Origin of the sequence: Leptospira weilii, from assembly GCF_006874765.1 — a bacterium.
GTDB classification, from domain to species: domain Bacteria; phylum Spirochaetota; class Leptospiria; order Leptospirales; family Leptospiraceae; genus Leptospira; species Leptospira weilii.
Window position 1 is genome coordinate 3085375 of the sequence record NZ_CP040840.1, and the last position, 14626, is coordinate 3100000.

General features: G+C 44.6%; 20 protein-coding genes (1 of these 20 cut by a window edge). All 20 read left to right on the top strand.

The window, feature by feature from the left end; all coding sequences use genetic code 11:
- Positions 1-4: 4 nt before the first annotated feature.
- Positions 5-1087: a hypothetical protein gene (locus FHG67_RS14990; protein WP_061230724.1), complete on the top strand. Its 1083-nt coding sequence runs from the start codon at positions 5-7 to the stop codon at positions 1085-1087.
- Positions 1088-1103: 16 nt separating this feature from the next.
- Positions 1104-1523 (top strand): hypothetical protein, encoded by a 420-nt coding sequence (locus FHG67_RS14995; protein WP_004498599.1) that lies wholly within the window; start codon positions 1104-1106, stop codon positions 1521-1523.
- On the top strand, positions 1520-1909 hold the full coding sequence (locus FHG67_RS15000) for a hypothetical protein (protein WP_061230725.1): 390 nt from the start codon (positions 1520-1522) through the stop codon (positions 1907-1909). The genes FHG67_RS14995 and FHG67_RS15000 overlap by 4 nt, the downstream gene beginning before the upstream one ends.
- Complete coding sequence (locus FHG67_RS15005; protein WP_004498544.1) at positions 1906-2343, top strand: phage virion morphogenesis protein; 438 nt, start codon at positions 1906-1908, stop codon at positions 2341-2343. Before FHG67_RS15000 ends, FHG67_RS15005 begins: the two co-directional genes overlap by 4 nt.
- The gene (locus FHG67_RS15010) at positions 2340-2909 is read left to right on the top strand and encodes an LIC10173 family protein (protein WP_004502056.1); all 570 of its coding nucleotides are present in this window, start codon (positions 2340-2342) and stop codon (positions 2907-2909) included. Before FHG67_RS15005 ends, FHG67_RS15010 begins: the two co-directional genes overlap by 4 nt.
- 1 nt (position 2910) lies before the next feature.
- A complete protein-coding gene (locus FHG67_RS15015) occupies positions 2911-3327 on the top strand; it encodes a hypothetical protein (RefSeq protein WP_061230726.1) in 417 nt (138 codons plus the stop codon).
- A 2-nt stretch (positions 3328-3329) separates the two neighbouring features.
- Positions 3330-4823 carry a DUF2586 family protein gene (locus FHG67_RS15020; protein WP_004498601.1) on the top strand — a complete coding sequence of 498 codons (1494 nt, stop codon included), beginning with the start codon at positions 3330-3332 and terminating at the stop codon, positions 4821-4823.
- A 24-nt stretch (positions 4824-4847) separates the two neighbouring features.
- The gene (locus FHG67_RS15025) at positions 4848-5282 is read left to right on the top strand and encodes a hypothetical protein (protein WP_004498562.1); all 435 of its coding nucleotides are present in this window, start codon (positions 4848-4850) and stop codon (positions 5280-5282) included.
- Positions 5283-5309: 27 nt separating this feature from the next.
- Complete coding sequence (locus FHG67_RS15030) at positions 5310-5723, top strand: LIC_10177 family protein (protein WP_004498589.1); 414 nt, start codon at positions 5310-5312, stop codon at positions 5721-5723.
- Positions 5724-5740: 17 nt separating this feature from the next.
- Positions 5741-5929: a hypothetical protein gene (locus FHG67_RS15035; RefSeq protein WP_142499927.1), complete on the top strand. Its 189-nt coding sequence runs from the start codon at positions 5741-5743 to the stop codon at positions 5927-5929.
- A gap of 50 nt (positions 5930-5979) precedes the next feature.
- On the top strand, positions 5980-6204 hold the full coding sequence (locus tag FHG67_RS15040) for a hypothetical protein (RefSeq protein ID WP_004498602.1): 225 nt from the start codon (positions 5980-5982) through the stop codon (positions 6202-6204).
- 6 nt (positions 6205-6210) lie between these two features.
- The gene (locus tag FHG67_RS15045) at positions 6211-8508 is read left to right on the top strand and encodes a phage tail tape measure protein (RefSeq protein WP_004502049.1); all 2298 of its coding nucleotides are present in this window, start codon (positions 6211-6213) and stop codon (positions 8506-8508) included.
- Positions 8508-8960: a DUF6046 domain-containing protein gene (locus FHG67_RS15050; RefSeq protein WP_061218312.1), complete on the top strand. Its 453-nt coding sequence runs from the start codon at positions 8508-8510 to the stop codon at positions 8958-8960. The genes FHG67_RS15045 and FHG67_RS15050 overlap by 1 nt, the downstream gene beginning before the upstream one ends.
- Positions 8957-9358 carry a hypothetical protein gene (locus tag FHG67_RS15055; RefSeq protein ID WP_004502047.1) on the top strand — a complete coding sequence of 134 codons (402 nt, stop codon included), beginning with the start codon at positions 8957-8959 and terminating at the stop codon, positions 9356-9358. Before FHG67_RS15050 ends, FHG67_RS15055 begins: the two co-directional genes overlap by 4 nt.
- The gene (locus tag FHG67_RS15060) at positions 9349-10314 is read left to right on the top strand and encodes a late control protein (protein ID WP_142499841.1); all 966 of its coding nucleotides are present in this window, start codon (positions 9349-9351) and stop codon (positions 10312-10314) included. Before FHG67_RS15055 ends, FHG67_RS15060 begins: the two co-directional genes overlap by 10 nt.
- The gene (locus FHG67_RS15065) at positions 10311-10997 is read left to right on the top strand and encodes a hypothetical protein (RefSeq protein WP_004498566.1); all 687 of its coding nucleotides are present in this window, start codon (positions 10311-10313) and stop codon (positions 10995-10997) included. The genes FHG67_RS15060 and FHG67_RS15065 overlap by 4 nt, the downstream gene beginning before the upstream one ends.
- A gap of 160 nt (positions 10998-11157) precedes the next feature.
- On the top strand, positions 11158-11517 hold the full coding sequence (locus tag FHG67_RS15070; RefSeq protein ID WP_036075913.1) for an LIC10183 family protein: 360 nt from the start codon (positions 11158-11160) through the stop codon (positions 11515-11517).
- Positions 11514-12638 carry a baseplate J/gp47 family protein gene (locus FHG67_RS15075; RefSeq protein WP_004498521.1) on the top strand — a complete coding sequence of 375 codons (1125 nt, stop codon included), beginning with the start codon at positions 11514-11516 and terminating at the stop codon, positions 12636-12638. Before FHG67_RS15070 ends, FHG67_RS15075 begins: the two co-directional genes overlap by 4 nt.
- Positions 12635-13333, top strand: coding sequence for a hypothetical protein (locus FHG67_RS15080; RefSeq protein WP_004498546.1), 699 nt, complete (start codon positions 12635-12637; stop codon positions 13331-13333). Before FHG67_RS15075 ends, FHG67_RS15080 begins: the two co-directional genes overlap by 4 nt.
- A gap of 9 nt (positions 13334-13342) precedes the next feature.
- Positions 13343-14626, top strand: the 5' portion of a protein-coding gene (locus tag FHG67_RS15085; RefSeq protein ID WP_004498503.1) for a hypothetical protein. 72 nt of this gene lie beyond the right edge of the window; 1284 of the gene's 1356 nt are visible here — the first part of the coding sequence; the start codon lies at positions 13343-13345; the stop codon falls past the right edge of the window.

The following is a 14626-nucleotide window of genomic DNA, read 5'->3' on the forward strand; positions in this document are numbered from 1 at the left end:
GAAAGTGCCACACGTAAAATTAGATAACGGACTTGTTCGTCTCGACTTACAAGCCGAAGCATATTCCGACGCAAAGAAAGCCGGTCTCTCCATGAGCGAATTCATGGAGAAAGAAGAAACCGATTTCGGGTACGACCCGGAAACGCCTGCCGGTCAAAAATTTTCGCCATTCGAACGCCAACTCATAGCGAATGATGTTCCGATCGGACAAGCTTCATTCTCAGTGGACGACTTTATCAAGGCATCGAGCCAATCGAAGTATCTTTTTCCTGAGTTCGTTAACCAGAACATCTACATTGGAATGAATATGGGACAACTCCAAGTAAAATTGGAAGATACGCATTCTGTGAAAACTCGAATCAATCAAGGTGCGGCGAGATCCACCGCGTTTGATATCGAAGGATCCGATCTTACTGCGAAGAAAAAAGCAAAAGAGTCCGGCGGAAAATTTCCGAAAGCTACAATCAAAACTCAAGATAAGGCGATCGAAACCAGTCCTGTAGGACTCGAAATCGATTTTACCTACGAGGCTTTGAAGAGAATGCAGATTCTCAAAGTTCAAAACATCTTTCAAGTTTTCGGTTGGAGACTTTCTCAACAGATTACAAAAGAAGCACTTCGAGTCATTAGAGACGGGGACGGAAATACGGGAACAGAAGCAACGCCATCCCAAACTCTTGCAAACGTTTGGAAATATTCCGACGTGGTAAGTCTCCTTCTCTCCGCTGATAAAGGTGTAGAGTTCACTCACGCAGTCGTTTCTAAAAGCTTTTTGGAAAAAATGCTCACCGACGAAACAAACTTCAAGCAGTTCCAGTCCATGAACCTTCTCGAAGGGTACGTGAAAACCGGTCAGGTCGCAAACTTCTTCGGAGTAAACTGGAAGACTCACCCCGACATGGACGACGAAACGATCTTAACATGGAACAAGGATGTAACGTTGGAGCTTTACGAAGATTCCGCAGGCCAACTTGTAGAAAGCGACCGGTTCATCCGTGAGCAAATCGAAGCAAGCGTAATCAGCTACGACTTCGCATTTGCAAAACTCTTTTCCGCAAGCTGTCACTACAAAACAAAGAAACCGTAATCGGAACTTTAATCGTATGTTGAACAAAGTCGCAGACCTCAAAAAACAACTGAGAATCCAGGCGGAAAGCCTGGATCTTTCTGATGAAAGAGACGGGGATTCTCCGTCAGCGTATGAGGATTATCTTGAGTCTGCGGCGATGCTTGCCCGCGTAAGAATGTTTTATTGGGAAGTTACGATACCGGATGAAGGACCGTTTCGCCCAGCGCTTCTTACAGCAGAAGTCCTTCTCATCAAAGCCGAAATCATTGAAGAATTCGGATTCAATGACGGCTTCGATCCCGAAGAAGTTTCCACCGGCGGCGGCGAAGGAACGCGTGTGAAACATTCTCGAATGAGCGCGGAAGAACGCGGAGAAATCGCAGAAGGATTTCGTAATAAAGCCTACTTTCTTCTTTTTGGAAAACAGCCTTCCGAATCTCCGGGGGTTGTATGAGTACAAAGGCTTTGTTAAGTCGAGCGATCCAGAAAGGATCTCAGACAAGAATCAAGATTCTTTCTCCCGTCTCAACTCCCGGTCCTTCCGGCATGAACGCATCGAAGAAGACGACATACAAACCGGGAAAAAGTTTTTCTTGTATTTGGATTTGGAAAGATGCGACTAACGATAACGAAGTTGGGGAAAGGCAAGAGTATCGTGCCGTTTGTCAAATCCGTCCCGAGGTATTGGGTGCGGAAATTCTCTCTCCGGATTGTCGGATTGAGAAGGAAAGTTTCGGAGAATGGCTCATAGATACGATCCATCCGGTTCAAGAACTGGAAGGGTTTTCTTTGATCCGTATCGAAGTCCGAAAACCAAAAGCGGGAGGAAACAAAGTATGAAATTCCTTACCGTAACGGATACGTTCGGCCCCGTACTTCAGAACGCAGTTTCGAAAGGACAAGACAAACTCGTAAAAGTCCAAGACAAAAACGCTGCACTTGTCCAGGCGAACATCATCAAAGGGATTCGTTCTCAGAAATACAAATCCGGTTGGCCGGAACTTGCAGAAACGACGAAGGAGAAAAAACAAAAAGAAGGAAAGTCTCCTTTGACTCTCATCGAAGACGGAGAGTATTCCGCTTCGTTTGAAATTACAAAGGAAGGAGATTCCCGTGCGATCGGAACCAACTCGAAACAGGCACTCGCGTTAGAACGAGGATTTGAGGCAAGAAATCTTCCTGCAAGGCCACACGTCGGACCAGCATACGAAGAATCCAAAAAAGTGATCATAGAGAATTTCAAAGAAGCTATGAAGGAGATTTTCAAAAAATGAGAAAATCTCACATCGACTTCCTCCGCGAGATGGTAACGAATATCGAGATCGAAGAAACGGTCGTATTTTCGCCGGAAAAATTCTTCGAATATCAACCTCCGATGGATCAGATCGAAGAACAAATTCCTTGCGCGATCATTCGTTTTTCGGAACCGACGAACGTTCTTGGAAAGAAAATCAAACTTCGGTTGGAAAAGATCGTTCGCGGAAATTCGACTTTTATTCAGTACGCGGTAAGACAGGCAAAACAAGATTTCAAATACACAATCGATTTTTGGATGAACACCCCGGAAGCGGATGTTGGAAGCACGGTTTCAAATCGCGGAATTCTCGATCAATGTGTTTTATACGTGAGCCAAAGAAGATGGTTTAAAACGGAAGAACAGATTCCGATTCGTGTTCGTCTCGGGAAATCAAGCGTTGTGGATGATCCCGCAAAAGAATCAGGCAATTATAAACTCTATCTGGAAGTTATCTTCAACGACGGTCTTTATACGATCGAAGAGGAAGAGACTCTTTCCGGAGTAGAACTCGAGGCCGCAGAGCCAATCATAGAAGGAGTGTAAGATGGATAGATACCAAGCGGTAACTACGATAAACAAGGTTCGGATTCCGGATAACGCGATTTTGAAAAAAGAAATCGTGTCAACGAATAGAACATATGACTGCGGAGAGGTTCTCGAGAACTATTCGATCAAACTGTCGCAATCTTCCGGACCGAAAAGTGTTCCGATGGAAGAACTCACCGACGTTAGTCTCATCCATCTGGAAGGTGTTTGGGATGAAACGAATTCTACTTTCGGAGTGAAAGAAGGTGATCCCGCAACCTTCGAGTTTGAATTCAACGGATCCGGTCTTTGGATCGGAGCGAAAGAACTCAAACTCTGCGGGATTCAAGACTTAACTGGAATCGAAGTTCGTTGTCCGGATCCGAACGGGCTTCGGATAAAAATCAAAGTTTTTGTAGGTGCAAAAGGAGAGTAAAGATGGCCGTAAGTTCAGTTTCAACAACACACGTATCCGGAGGACTCGGAAATAGTTTTCCGTACGAAGATAAGGTCCACGCGAAAATCGGAGAGGCGGAAGGATACGATGCAAACACTCCGATTTTGATTTCTTCCTACCAGCAAGGAAAGGACGTATTCATCAAGGGAGAGTTAGTCGATGCACTCAAACAACACTTCGAAGAATTTGACGAAGAGCTTGGCGAAGTTCCCGTTCCGGTCCTTTGTGTTCGACCTGAAAACGATCAGGTTGGAAGCGTGGATCCGATGATTCCCGGATCGGCAAACACTGGTTTGGCGGATCCGCCTACAATTTCAGGAACCCCCGTCGGAAACCGATCTGTTGTAATTCGAGTTTCTAAGGCGGGCGCGCTCGGAACCGCAGAATATCGTAAAAGCGAAGATGGCGGGGATACGTTCGGGCCCTTGCTTGTAACTCCTGTTTCCGGAGTAATTGCCCTTGCCGTTGGAGTTACCGCAACGTTTCATAACGACACTCCTCTCGCAGATACGTTTCACGTAGGGGATACGTTTACGTTTAACATCAAAGGACCCGGTCCTTCCGAACAAAGTCGACTTCTCGCTATCCAAGCATTGAAAACCGTAGACCAAGGAAGTACTCCTTTTTACTGGTTTCACCACCTTGGAGACGTTCGTCGTTCATTTGCCTTTTCCGTTTCGGTTCTTCTGGAAGAAATGAGAACTGAAAATCTTTTTCGGATCTTTGCGGTTTTGGAAATCGAGCGAAAACTTCCATCCGAATCCGTAGAATCCTATTTCCTTCGGATCGGGGACGAATGGGATTCTTTCGAAAACGAAAGAGTTTGTGTGGTCGGCGCGGAAGGCCGTTACATTCCCGGCGGGATCAACTCAAACGGTGGATGGAACGCTTCTCTCGAACTTGCCGGGGCGATCGGAGAATGGCGCAATGCTGCTACGTTTCTATGCGCGAGGCTCGCGGCTCATCGTGTCAACGTTAGCGCGGCTTGGGTTGCCAAAAACAAATCCAGAACCTTCATCGGAATTCGTTATTGGAACGAAGGTTACAAAGGATACCGGACCGCCTTCGATGATATGGGTCTGACAATTCTTCAAATCTATCCGGACTACCAAGGTGTCTTTATCGCATCCGACAACTTGATGGCCGGTGCTACATCCGACTTCCAGTACATCCCGGAACTTCGTCGGGCGAATAAAATGCACCGGGTCGTTTACCGAGAGTCTCTTCCGTTTCTAAAATCGGATACGGAAACCAACTCCGGAAGCGGGGGCCTCGACTATCTCAAAGCCGTAATCGACGCCAAGGTTTCTTCTGAGATGGAACGTGCAGGTGAAGCCGAAATATCGGGACACGAAATCAAACTGCAACCGATCAAAACAGTGAATGGGAGAAAGATTCTTCCTGCAACTCTCAAGATGTTCATCAAAGACAGAATCGATGCCATTCAGTGGTCCACTGAATTTGCGCTCGCGTAAACAAACTAAAAGGAGAAATTCAAAATGCCAAATCCAGGAGATATTTTACCGCAGAGTTTAAGTTTCGAAAACTTCACTCTCAACATGTTGGGAAGGGAGCTTATCAAGTTCAGTAAATTTAGCTTGGACTACGAAGCGGATATCGCGTTCAAACTCGGAAAAGGTGGAGAGCCAGTAAGCTGGTCCGTCAAGAGTTACAAGCGAAGTGCAAAGGCGACAATCGAACTCGACGAGTTGAAATATATGATCAAACTCGCCACCCCTTTTGGTGGGGATCTTTTAAAACTTCCACCTTCTCCGATTACTGCGCGTTGTGAGGTGGAAGGAGGAACTCTGCTTTTAACCGTCCCTGCGGCGAAGATCATTAAGTTTTCCCTTCCGTTTGAGACAGGAGCGGATGCGGCGGAAACGGACTTAGACCTCGCAGTGACGAGTTACCCGATTATTACATTTACTTAATATATTTTACAAGGAGAAGAAAAGAAAATGGAAATCCAAGGCACTCAAAAACATGACGACTACCAACAGGCAATCGCAAGCCTTCCCGAAGAGTACGTTCCGATAGACGAAGGATTCCTTACACATTACGAAGTGGAAATCGAAGCGATCAAAGAGTTTTTATCCGACAAGGGTGGACTTCATCTCATTCAAGTGGACGAGTATTCCACTCTGTGCAGAGTTCCCTCGAAAGAAACTCTTTCCAAAGCTTCGGAGCGTAGTAAAAAGTTAGATCCGATCGAAGCCGATATTGATTTCGTAGGTCGCTGTTTGGTGTATCCAAGTGCTGCAACATTTTCCGGTTGGACAAACAACGGAGCGCCCGGTCTTGCCTCTTCTATAGCCCGGAAAATTTTCGATCTGGCAAAACTGAACCAAGAGGCGGTTTCAAAAAAGCTTTAGCGGATCGGGAGGCGGAAATTCGCTCAGGACTCGGGGCGCTTGAAAATTTAATTCGTCTTTTATCTCCCGAGACGCAGGTTCCGGATCCGTTTGATGTGGAAGAAATCGCAAGAAGAAGTAAAGACGTTCAGTGGACACAAGAAAGGATTATCGATATGATCGCGGCCGGGGTTGCCAAAGGAATCGCCAAAGCGTTCGGTAAGTGATAATCTTATTTACAAAGGATTTTTAATTTAGGATAAAGGAATAGATAAAGATGGCGAAAGATTGGAAAGGTTTTGATCCAAAAAATCCAACGGCGAGCGATTTGATTCCGTTTGCTGGAGTGATCTATTTTTTCTTACATCTTTGGTCTTTTTTTCCATTGTTTGGAATCATTCCTGCGGTTCTCGTCATTCCGTTTAACAAAAATAAATTCCTAAAATACTTACCTCTTGTAACAAACCTTTCTGTGTCCACGGTCTATCTGCTTTACAAGTAGGTACAAATGGATACATTCGAACTCGGTGTTGTTTTAAGTCTCAAGGATTACGCATCTGGTCGTCTCGGTGAAATCGAGACAAGATGGAAAAATGTTCGAAAGAGTATGGACGAGACATCCGCATCCGCAAGACTTTTTGATCGGTCGATGGGGATGGTCAAAACCGGTCAAAGTCTACTCGAATACGGGTCGGGTGCATTATACTTTTCCAAATCTCTCATCGAAGCAGGACTCGAAGCGGGTAAACTTGAAAAAAACATAGAGTCTTTAGGTGTAACTAAGGACGAAGTTTCTAAAATTTCTTCCGAAGTTCGCGGAATGACCGGCGACATGGGAATCGCCCAAGAGACTTTTTTATCAGGAATCTACGACATTAAATCCGCTATTTCTAGTTTGAACCCAGCGGAACTTTCAAGCGTCGCGGGCGCTTTGGGTAAAGCCGCTATTGCAACCAAAGGAGACTTTGCGGGACTTGCGGATCTTTTCGGAACCACTCACGCACAATTTAAAAAGATGTATAACGAATCGGACGCCGCGTTTGCATTACGTTTTGCGAATACGCTTTCTCTTTCCGTTCAAAAATTCAAAACCGACGGTGCTAAGATGCAATCGGCAATGCAAGGGCTCGGTGCAACTGCGGCGGGGATGGGCGTCAAACTCGAGGAGCAGATGGCGGTTTTGGGAATGCTTCAAAATACGATGCTTCCGGGAGTTGCGGGAACCTCTTACCGCGCTTTCCTGAGTTCGGTAGGAGAAGGATTTCAGAAGCTAGGACTCAGCGCAAAAAACGCGCAAGGTCAAATCAAATCTATGCCCGAACTCTTGGAAGAGATGAATCAAAAATACCAGAATTCCTTTGTAGTCAATCAGGCTACGGGGAATAAAGTTCTAAAACTTGATGCAAGAAACGAAATCAAAAGAGCGCTCGGTTCGGAGGAAGCCGTGGCCGCGCTTGAAAATCTCCTTCCTAAAATGGGAGAGTTAAAAACTTCCATTTCCGAAATCCAAAACGCAAACTTAAGCGGTACCGCAGAAGCCTTAAACAAAATGGCTTCCATCAATCAAGACAACCTATCGTCTCAATTGGACCGTAGCGCAGAAGCTTGGAAGAGTTTAAAAACAAGCCTCGGTCAAGATATTTCCTCCGGTCCGATTCTTGGGATCACAAAAGGATTTGGAGATATGCTGTCCGGGTTGACTAAATTCTTAGACCAAAGTCCAGGGCTTCGGAAATTTATTTCTTATCTCGTGATCGGCGGATCCGTTGCTCTCTTTTTAGGAGGCGCATTCACTACTCTCGTTGGAATTGTAGGAATGTATACCGCTGTAACGAATTCCGCGGCGGCGGCAAAAATTTTCGATACAATCGCTACTATAAAGAACTGGGCGGCAAAAGTTGCCAATAGAACCGCGACCATTGCGCTGGCTGTCGCAGAATACGCGTTAATCGGAATTGTCGGTGCCGCGGTATATACTTGGAAAGGACTGATGTTTTTGTATGGAGTGATGACGAGTAGAACGAAAGCTCTCGCCGCTTGGCAAACAATCCAAACCGGTGTTACGACCGGCCTTGCTTGGGCTTCGAATTTATTAAACGCTTCCCTTTGGGCCAACCCGATCACCTGGGTCGTTGCAGGAATTCTTCTCGCGGTTGGTGTTGTGGCCGCTGCGGCTTACTACTGGAACGAGTGGACAACTGTCGTTTCAAACGCTTGGAATCAACACAAAAACCTAATCTCTGTTCTTTTACTTTTAACCGGTCCGATCGGTTGGACGATTGCGGCTTTGGTAAAGATCAAAGACAATTGGGCGACAATCGCAGGCTGGATCGACAAGGCGGTCGCCGCGGTAAAAGTTTTTTTCGGAGCCGGGGGCGATCAGGTAGCGATCGGAGTGACGCAAAATACCTTAAAGCCAGTCTCTGTCAAACCGGCGACTTCCGAGACAAAATCCGTTTTTGATTCGATGAAGATGGGAAGTGTCGACAAGATGCTTTCTCAAACGGGAGGATCAAAGCTTGATTTGGGCAATCAAGCCCAATATTCCAAAGCATTAGAAATTCCTAAATTAGATCCTTCTTTACTAAACAGTCCCTTGCAAGGGTATCCGGGTGGAACATCCAAGACTCCCCCGATTCAAATTACAATCAATCGACTCGTAGACAAAATCACATTCCAAAATAATTCTTCCGGATACAAAGAGGCCGGGGGCTTTATCGGGAATGTGTTTACAACTGAAATCAAAAAATCTGCGGAACGTGGAAACCCAGCGGTTCCATTTAGTTTCGGATCAGGAGGTCTCTAATGTTTTTAGATCCAATACCAGGGGGAACGTTTTTAGCGGTTACGGGCAGTGATCTGGATCCTGTAAAAATCGGTGGTTACAGTTGTCCGAGAGGGACCAAGGTTACGATCTCTCAGGAAAAAAACTATTCCAAGACAACCGTTCCGGGACGAGAAGGAACGATCAAAGAAGTTGTAGGGTTTCATGATTGGCAACTTACAATTGAATTCGAGTTTGTAAGTAACACAGGAATGCAATTAGGTGCAATTTCAGAGTTACGTGACATTGAATCAAAATGGATGAAAATGGATTCCCTGGAAATCGTTCATCCTAAAATCAATGCGCTTGGAATTATGAAAGTTTTTTTAATTAGAATCGAATTCCCCGACGAGGACCGAGGTTTTGAACTTCCCGTACGAATCGAAGCAATCAGCGATGATCCTTCCTTTGATTTGGAGACTTCTCCAAAATGAATGAACGTGTCCATTACGTGAAAGAGAACGATACTCTCCAAAGGATCGCGGCGCTCTACTGGGGAGATTGGACATTGTGGCCACTGCTTCAAGATTCCAATTCGCACCTAACTCAAAAAATCGGTTTCGATTGGCCCGAGAAATTGAAAGAAGGGATCGCCTTGAAAGTACCGACGAGTCTTCCTACTTCGGATCTTGACCACACGGTGGCAAAATCCGATTCTTACGAGTCCTTGAGTTTATTCTACTATTCTACAGAACATTTCAGTGAACGGATCCGAAATCAAAACGAGCGAAAAATCCTTCGGTATTTGATCGGTAGTAGGATTACGATTCCGGCACTTGTGGATCGAAGAACATTCCAAACCGCTAAGGAGAGAATCAAAACATGGCTTTAATCATGAGACAACGCTTACTCATTGGCGGTAAAATTCTTCACAAAATTTCGGAAGCCGAACTCATCAGCGGACGCAAAGAGCCGCATGCCCAACTGACAATTAGACTCCCGAAGATGAAGGGATATGACAGTAAAGCATTCAAAAAGGGTGATTTAGTACGTTGGTGGGCATGGTATGAAGGATACAAAGAATCCCTTGAATTTGAAGGAAAAATTGTGAGCATATCTCCAAAGATGCCTTTGGAAATTGTCTGTAGAGACAATATGTATGATCTTCAACTCAAAACTGTAAATTTTAATATTGATAAGATGACAATACCTTCAATCGTTAATCGTTGTATTTCCGCCGAGGATGTAATTCCTAAAATTGACCCAACCATTGCTTCAATACGATTAAGTTATGATATTTTAACCGCAGGAAAACGCGCTGCTTTCGTACTTCATCGACTAAAAAAATATGGAATCGACGCTTTTTTTCGGAATAGTTTTTTGGTAGTTCAGAATCCAACGAAAATTCCCGCTCCCGCTAAAAAGAAAGTCTTTCAATTGGGTCACAACGTAATCAAAGACAATCTATCCACGCGGGAAAGTAGGCCGATCCAAGTTAAATTAAGAAGTTATAACATAGACACGGGAAAGATGCAGGAAGCTACATATACCGAAAACGGAGGTGAGGAACTTATTTTCGATTTGGACGGAATTTCCTTTTCCGAACTTAAAAAAAGAGCGGAAGAAATCTATCACGAGATTGCGGGAACCGGTCTTGTCGGAGAATTTGAGACCTTCGGAGTTCCGTCGGTGCAACATTCAGAAATCATAACATTCAAAGATCCGGACGACAAGGCGAGATCGAAGGACGTATTTGTGGATAAAGTGATAAAAACTTGGTCCGCTAAAAATGCAACGTTTAGACAAATCATCCATCCTGCTGTTGTGAAATTCAAGGATGCAGTATGAGCGTTGCTCAGGATATAGTTACTCTCTTTTTTAGCGAGTTTACGATCAACTGGGCGACTATGGCCACGGTCGTTCGTGTTCAGGAAGAACCGGACGATTCCGGGAAATCGGGACTTTTGACTGCGACTGTCAACGGCGCGAACAAAGAAAATATACGCTGGTTTTGGCCTGTCAAACCTGCTATCGGTAGCCGTTGCATTATTCTCTTCGGAGATAACAACGCAAGTAGAGCGGTTGCAATCGGCTTTAACAAAATTGCAAAAATCAAAACTAAAGTCACCGAACTCTGCGAGATCGAAGTAGACGAACAAGGTTTTAAAATCAATCATTCTCAGTTATTGTCCGTGATTGCAAAACTTACGGAAGGAAAACTGACTTTCAAAAACGGTCCTACTTTAGAAGTCGCGTTAGACTCCATTCAGAACAAAATCAACTTCAAAGGAAAAGTCGAAGTCGGGGACGCAACCATTTCCGGAGTCGATACAAACGCGCTGGAAACTTGGATGAACGAAATCGCCACGTCATTACAAGCCCTCTACACCGCGATTCAAACGTCGCCGGTGATGCCGATGGATGGAGGCGCATCTTACAAGGCAGGACTTTCCGGAGCTATTTCTTCGAAACCAATTCCTTCGGTTCCTGCTACTCTCAAAGTTTCCAACCTCAAGTACGGAAAGTCTTAAGCTTTGCCTACTATCTCAAATTTGAATTTTGAAACAAAATGAGAAGAATGAACTTCGGTCTGCTATCTCGCACAAAAAAATAGAAGACATAGCGGACATTCATTCCTATCAATCACTCGAATCGCTTGCGGTCTCCTTTCCCATAGATAACCTCTATTTTGTGGATTTTTTAACCGACGCGCTTACTGAGGATTTACTACTCGATTCAAAAACTTTTGATTTTGCGGAAAGCGAATCGGAAATAGAAGTCGTGCGCTCGATGGTGATGGAAGCGTTCGATATGACTCCTGCGGACGACATTGATTTTCCAGAAATCTACAGCCGTCAAAGAAAGCATCTTTACGAAGACGACGATAACGGTCCTCAAGAAAGGATGAACGATGCGTTCCGGATCTTAGAACAATTCCCCCAAATCGATTCCGACACAATTAAGATTTCCGTACTCAAAGAAGGTCTTTCTATCTACTTCCGATTAAAAACCGGAGAAGAACTCGTCTTGAATCTTGGGGGAAACTCATGATATTATACACTACAAAATCAAACGTTCAAAGAGAAATAGAACGGAACGTTTCTAACTCTAAGGTTTTTGAAAGCCATGATTTTACTCAAAACTCAAAAGCGAGCACAATTCTAAGATCTCTTGCAAACGCAATCTATCTATTCATCGATCAAAATCTTGTAGCACTCCAAAAAGCGATCCACTATCATACAGCCGAAGAAGAAGACTTACACGAGTGGTTAAAGCGTTACGGCCTGGAATGGAAGGAATCGACTCACGCGAAACACAGAATCCGAATCGGTTCTAAAACAGCCGTTCCTTACGAAGTTCTGATTCCCGTCGGAAAAATCGTAGGTACCGCGGATCACAAGATTCAGTTTCAGATTACACAAGAATCAAAGATTCTTCCTACAACGCCCGTAGACTCAAGAGGCTTCCATACTGTGGAAGTGATCTGCGAAGCTCTCATTTCCGGCACAAAAGGCAACGTTGCCCAAAACGCAATTTCCGAAATCATCGACTATATTGAAGACTGTGACGTTGTGTATAACCCGAATACGATCCCCGAATTTGTAGCGCGGGACAGAGAAACAATTGCAAGTGTTCGGTCTCGTTTGCAAGAGGCTGAAATCAAATCTTCCTCTCTGTGGACTCCGGAATGGTACGTAAGCGAAGCATTAGGATTTTCGTTTGTAGAAAGGGCTATCTTTAAAAGCAGCAAAGCAATCGGAATTCCGGGAGTCGTAAAACTTCTACTCAAAGGAGCCAGTGGAGCAATTTCATCCGCACAGTTGCAAATCGTAGAAACGCACTTTGATAGCGAAGATAAAAATCCAGGAGGGGTTGCAAAAGTTGTCTGTGAAAACGTAAGCGCGATCGAAGTAAGTAAGGTTTTTATTATATACTTCGCTTCCGCCGAATCGATTCCGGATTCAATCACACTTGAAAACATTGTGGATACGTTTTTCTTCTCTCTCAAAGACGGCGACGATTTTGTTACCAACTCGCTTCGTTCCAACCTTTTAAATCTTCCGGACGCAGTTCAGTGTGACGTCGACAACGGAGACAACATTTCCATTCCCCCTGGTAGCCTTGCAGTCAAAGGTTCCGGTTTTGACGTTACTGCAACGGTGTATTCATGAGTCGTTTTCGTTTCGATTTCAATTCTTTGGTCTGGGCAAATTTAAGAAGATCCATTCGTCAAACTTCTCCCTTACCAGCTTCAATGAATGAAAACGGAACCGGTGGTCTTTCCAATAGTCTTTGGTACCGAGTTCTATTCGCATTTTTAATTGTGATTCAGGAACGACTCAAACGATCCAACTGGTTATACAGACAAATCTGGGTGGATACAGCAGACGGTAAGGGCCTCGACTGGTGGGGAGCTCGTTATGGTTTGTCTCGTGAACCGGGCGAGTCGGATAGTTCGTATTATCTCAGAATCTTATTCTTAGCGGAATATCGCCGTCTTCCACCGACTCTTTTTACCAAAAAAAATCTAATCGCAAGGATCACCGGACTTTCAACAGATCAAATTTCAGTCGAACAAGTTTTTGATTTCAAATACAGAATGGGAGATCCGATCGGATCGATCCTCGGATCCCGTGATTACTCTTTTTATGCTTTCCGAATCTATATCCCTTCGATCAGTAAAAAATCCCGTCAAAACCTCATCCGTATTTTAGATGCGGTGAACATAGGCGGAAACGTTTGGGAAATCTGGGAAGAGTTAAATCCTTCCGGTCCTCCTCCGACTCCGGAAGACGGACAGGTTTGGAAAGGAACTCGTTTGTCTGAAACGTTATTAGGCGCCGAATCGCATTGGTTAGTATATTAGGAGTTTATTATGAGTAATTTAAGAGGTTTGAATTTTCCAGTAAATGGTAAACCGGTTTTTCAAGGTGATTTTGAAACCGAACACAACCGTATGGAAGACGAAATCATAGAACGTTTTTCCGATCTTGTTACCGGTGAAGTTTTGTCCGGTGGCGATTTAACACCCGGATCTCTTCCCAATACGATAAACCTTACGGAGGTTGTCGCATATGATTCCAAAGGTAGGAGGATCCGCGTAGCCGCGCAAAATAACCTTCTCGTAACCAGACAGAACTTAGATTCGTTTGTTGTTTTACGTCACAAGTTTCAAACCGATATTTCCCCTTATCTCGATTCTACCGGGTACGCAAATACGTATCGTCAAAACTCGTTCGAGATTTTATTCAAAGAAACTACCGATTCCGAGGACGTTGTTCTTTTTAAGATTCGTAGTTTAAACGGCGCGATTTCCATTTTAAATGATCTTCGGTCTTTGTGCCGTATCAAGTCAGGCAATATCCGAGACAGTTCGGTTACGAATTCTAAGTTAGATGCAGATGTCAAAGTAGGCTCCTTATCTGCGTTAGTCGGTCGCTTTAATAGTTCGATGCGTTCTAGTATTTCAAGCGCGCTCAACGCGATTGAAAGTTGGATCAGTGCGGAGGAAACTGCAAGGCAGAATAACATAAATCTTATAAACTCACTTCTGATCCCACTTGGTGGTGTTAGAGAGGACAATCTCAACCAACTGGATCCGAATTATTTCAAAGATGCCAATGGGCAGGCCATTTCGCGGTCACAGTTTGCGGCACTTTGGAACTTGGTCCACAAAACGGTTTCAAGTATTGCTCCATCTACCGATCGAATCACCGTATCCGCACATGGTCGTATAGAGGGGGATTTGATTAAATTTGCATTTTCAGGCGGTGGAATCACAGCATTAACGAAATATTATGTTCGTAACCCGACGCTGAATGATTTTCAGATTTCATTCACTCGGACGGGTTCGATCATCGATCTAACTGCAAATCAAACAGGAGATTGCATAGTTGATACCGAGTTCGGATTCGGGGATGGTTCAACCACGTTTAACATACGAGATAGAAACGGCATATTTGTGAGAGGCGCCGGAGTTCACGGAACCAGGGCCAAAGCCTCCGGCGGAAATTATGACGGGGGACCTGTCGGATATGAGGGGCAGGATATGATGCAAGGTTTTGTAATTAACGCTATACAAAACGGTGGATCAGCTTGTATGCCAGGGAGTTCGATAGGAACGGGGAATGCACTATTTCCGTCGTCAGACGGGAACAAC

What these genes read in the sequence shown, in the direction of transcription:
- FHG67_RS15025 (WP_004498562.1), top strand. Translation starts at nt 4,848, where the DNA reads ATGCCAAATCCAGGAGATATTTTACCGCAGAGTTTAAGTTTCGAAAAC.
- FHG67_RS15075 (WP_004498521.1), top strand. Translation starts at nt 11,514, where the DNA reads ATGATATTATACACTACAAAATCAAACGTTCAAAGAGAAATAGAACGG.
- FHG67_RS15060 (WP_142499841.1), top strand. Translation starts at nt 9,349, where the DNA reads ATGGCTTTAATCATGAGACAACGCTTACTCATTGGCGGTAAAATTCTT.
- FHG67_RS14995 (WP_004498599.1), top strand. Translation starts at nt 1,104, where the DNA reads ATGTTGAACAAAGTCGCAGACCTCAAAAAACAACTGAGAATCCAGGCG.
- FHG67_RS15005 (WP_004498544.1), top strand. Translation starts at nt 1,906, where the DNA reads ATGAAATTCCTTACCGTAACGGATACGTTCGGCCCCGTACTTCAGAAC.
- FHG67_RS15040 (WP_004498602.1), top strand. Translation starts at nt 5,980, where the DNA reads ATGGCGAAAGATTGGAAAGGTTTTGATCCAAAAAATCCAACGGCGAGC.
- FHG67_RS15080 (WP_004498546.1), top strand. Translation starts at nt 12,635, where the DNA reads ATGAGTCGTTTTCGTTTCGATTTCAATTCTTTGGTCTGGGCAAATTTA.
- FHG67_RS15010 (WP_004502056.1), top strand. Translation starts at nt 2,340, where the DNA reads ATGAGAAAATCTCACATCGACTTCCTCCGCGAGATGGTAACGAATATC.
- FHG67_RS15050 (WP_061218312.1), top strand. Translation starts at nt 8,508, where the DNA reads ATGTTTTTAGATCCAATACCAGGGGGAACGTTTTTAGCGGTTACGGGC.
- FHG67_RS15065 (WP_004498566.1), top strand. Translation starts at nt 10,311, where the DNA reads ATGAGCGTTGCTCAGGATATAGTTACTCTCTTTTTTAGCGAGTTTACG.
- FHG67_RS15020 (WP_004498601.1), top strand. Translation starts at nt 3,330, where the DNA reads ATGGCCGTAAGTTCAGTTTCAACAACACACGTATCCGGAGGACTCGGA.
- FHG67_RS15055 (WP_004502047.1), top strand. Translation starts at nt 8,957, where the DNA reads ATGAATGAACGTGTCCATTACGTGAAAGAGAACGATACTCTCCAAAGG.
- FHG67_RS15045 (WP_004502049.1), top strand. Translation starts at nt 6,211, where the DNA reads ATGGATACATTCGAACTCGGTGTTGTTTTAAGTCTCAAGGATTACGCA.
- FHG67_RS15015 (WP_061230726.1), top strand. Translation starts at nt 2,911, where the DNA reads ATGGATAGATACCAAGCGGTAACTACGATAAACAAGGTTCGGATTCCG.
- FHG67_RS15000 (WP_061230725.1), top strand. Translation starts at nt 1,520, where the DNA reads ATGAGTACAAAGGCTTTGTTAAGTCGAGCGATCCAGAAAGGATCTCAG.
- FHG67_RS15030 (WP_004498589.1), top strand. Translation starts at nt 5,310, where the DNA reads ATGGAAATCCAAGGCACTCAAAAACATGACGACTACCAACAGGCAATC.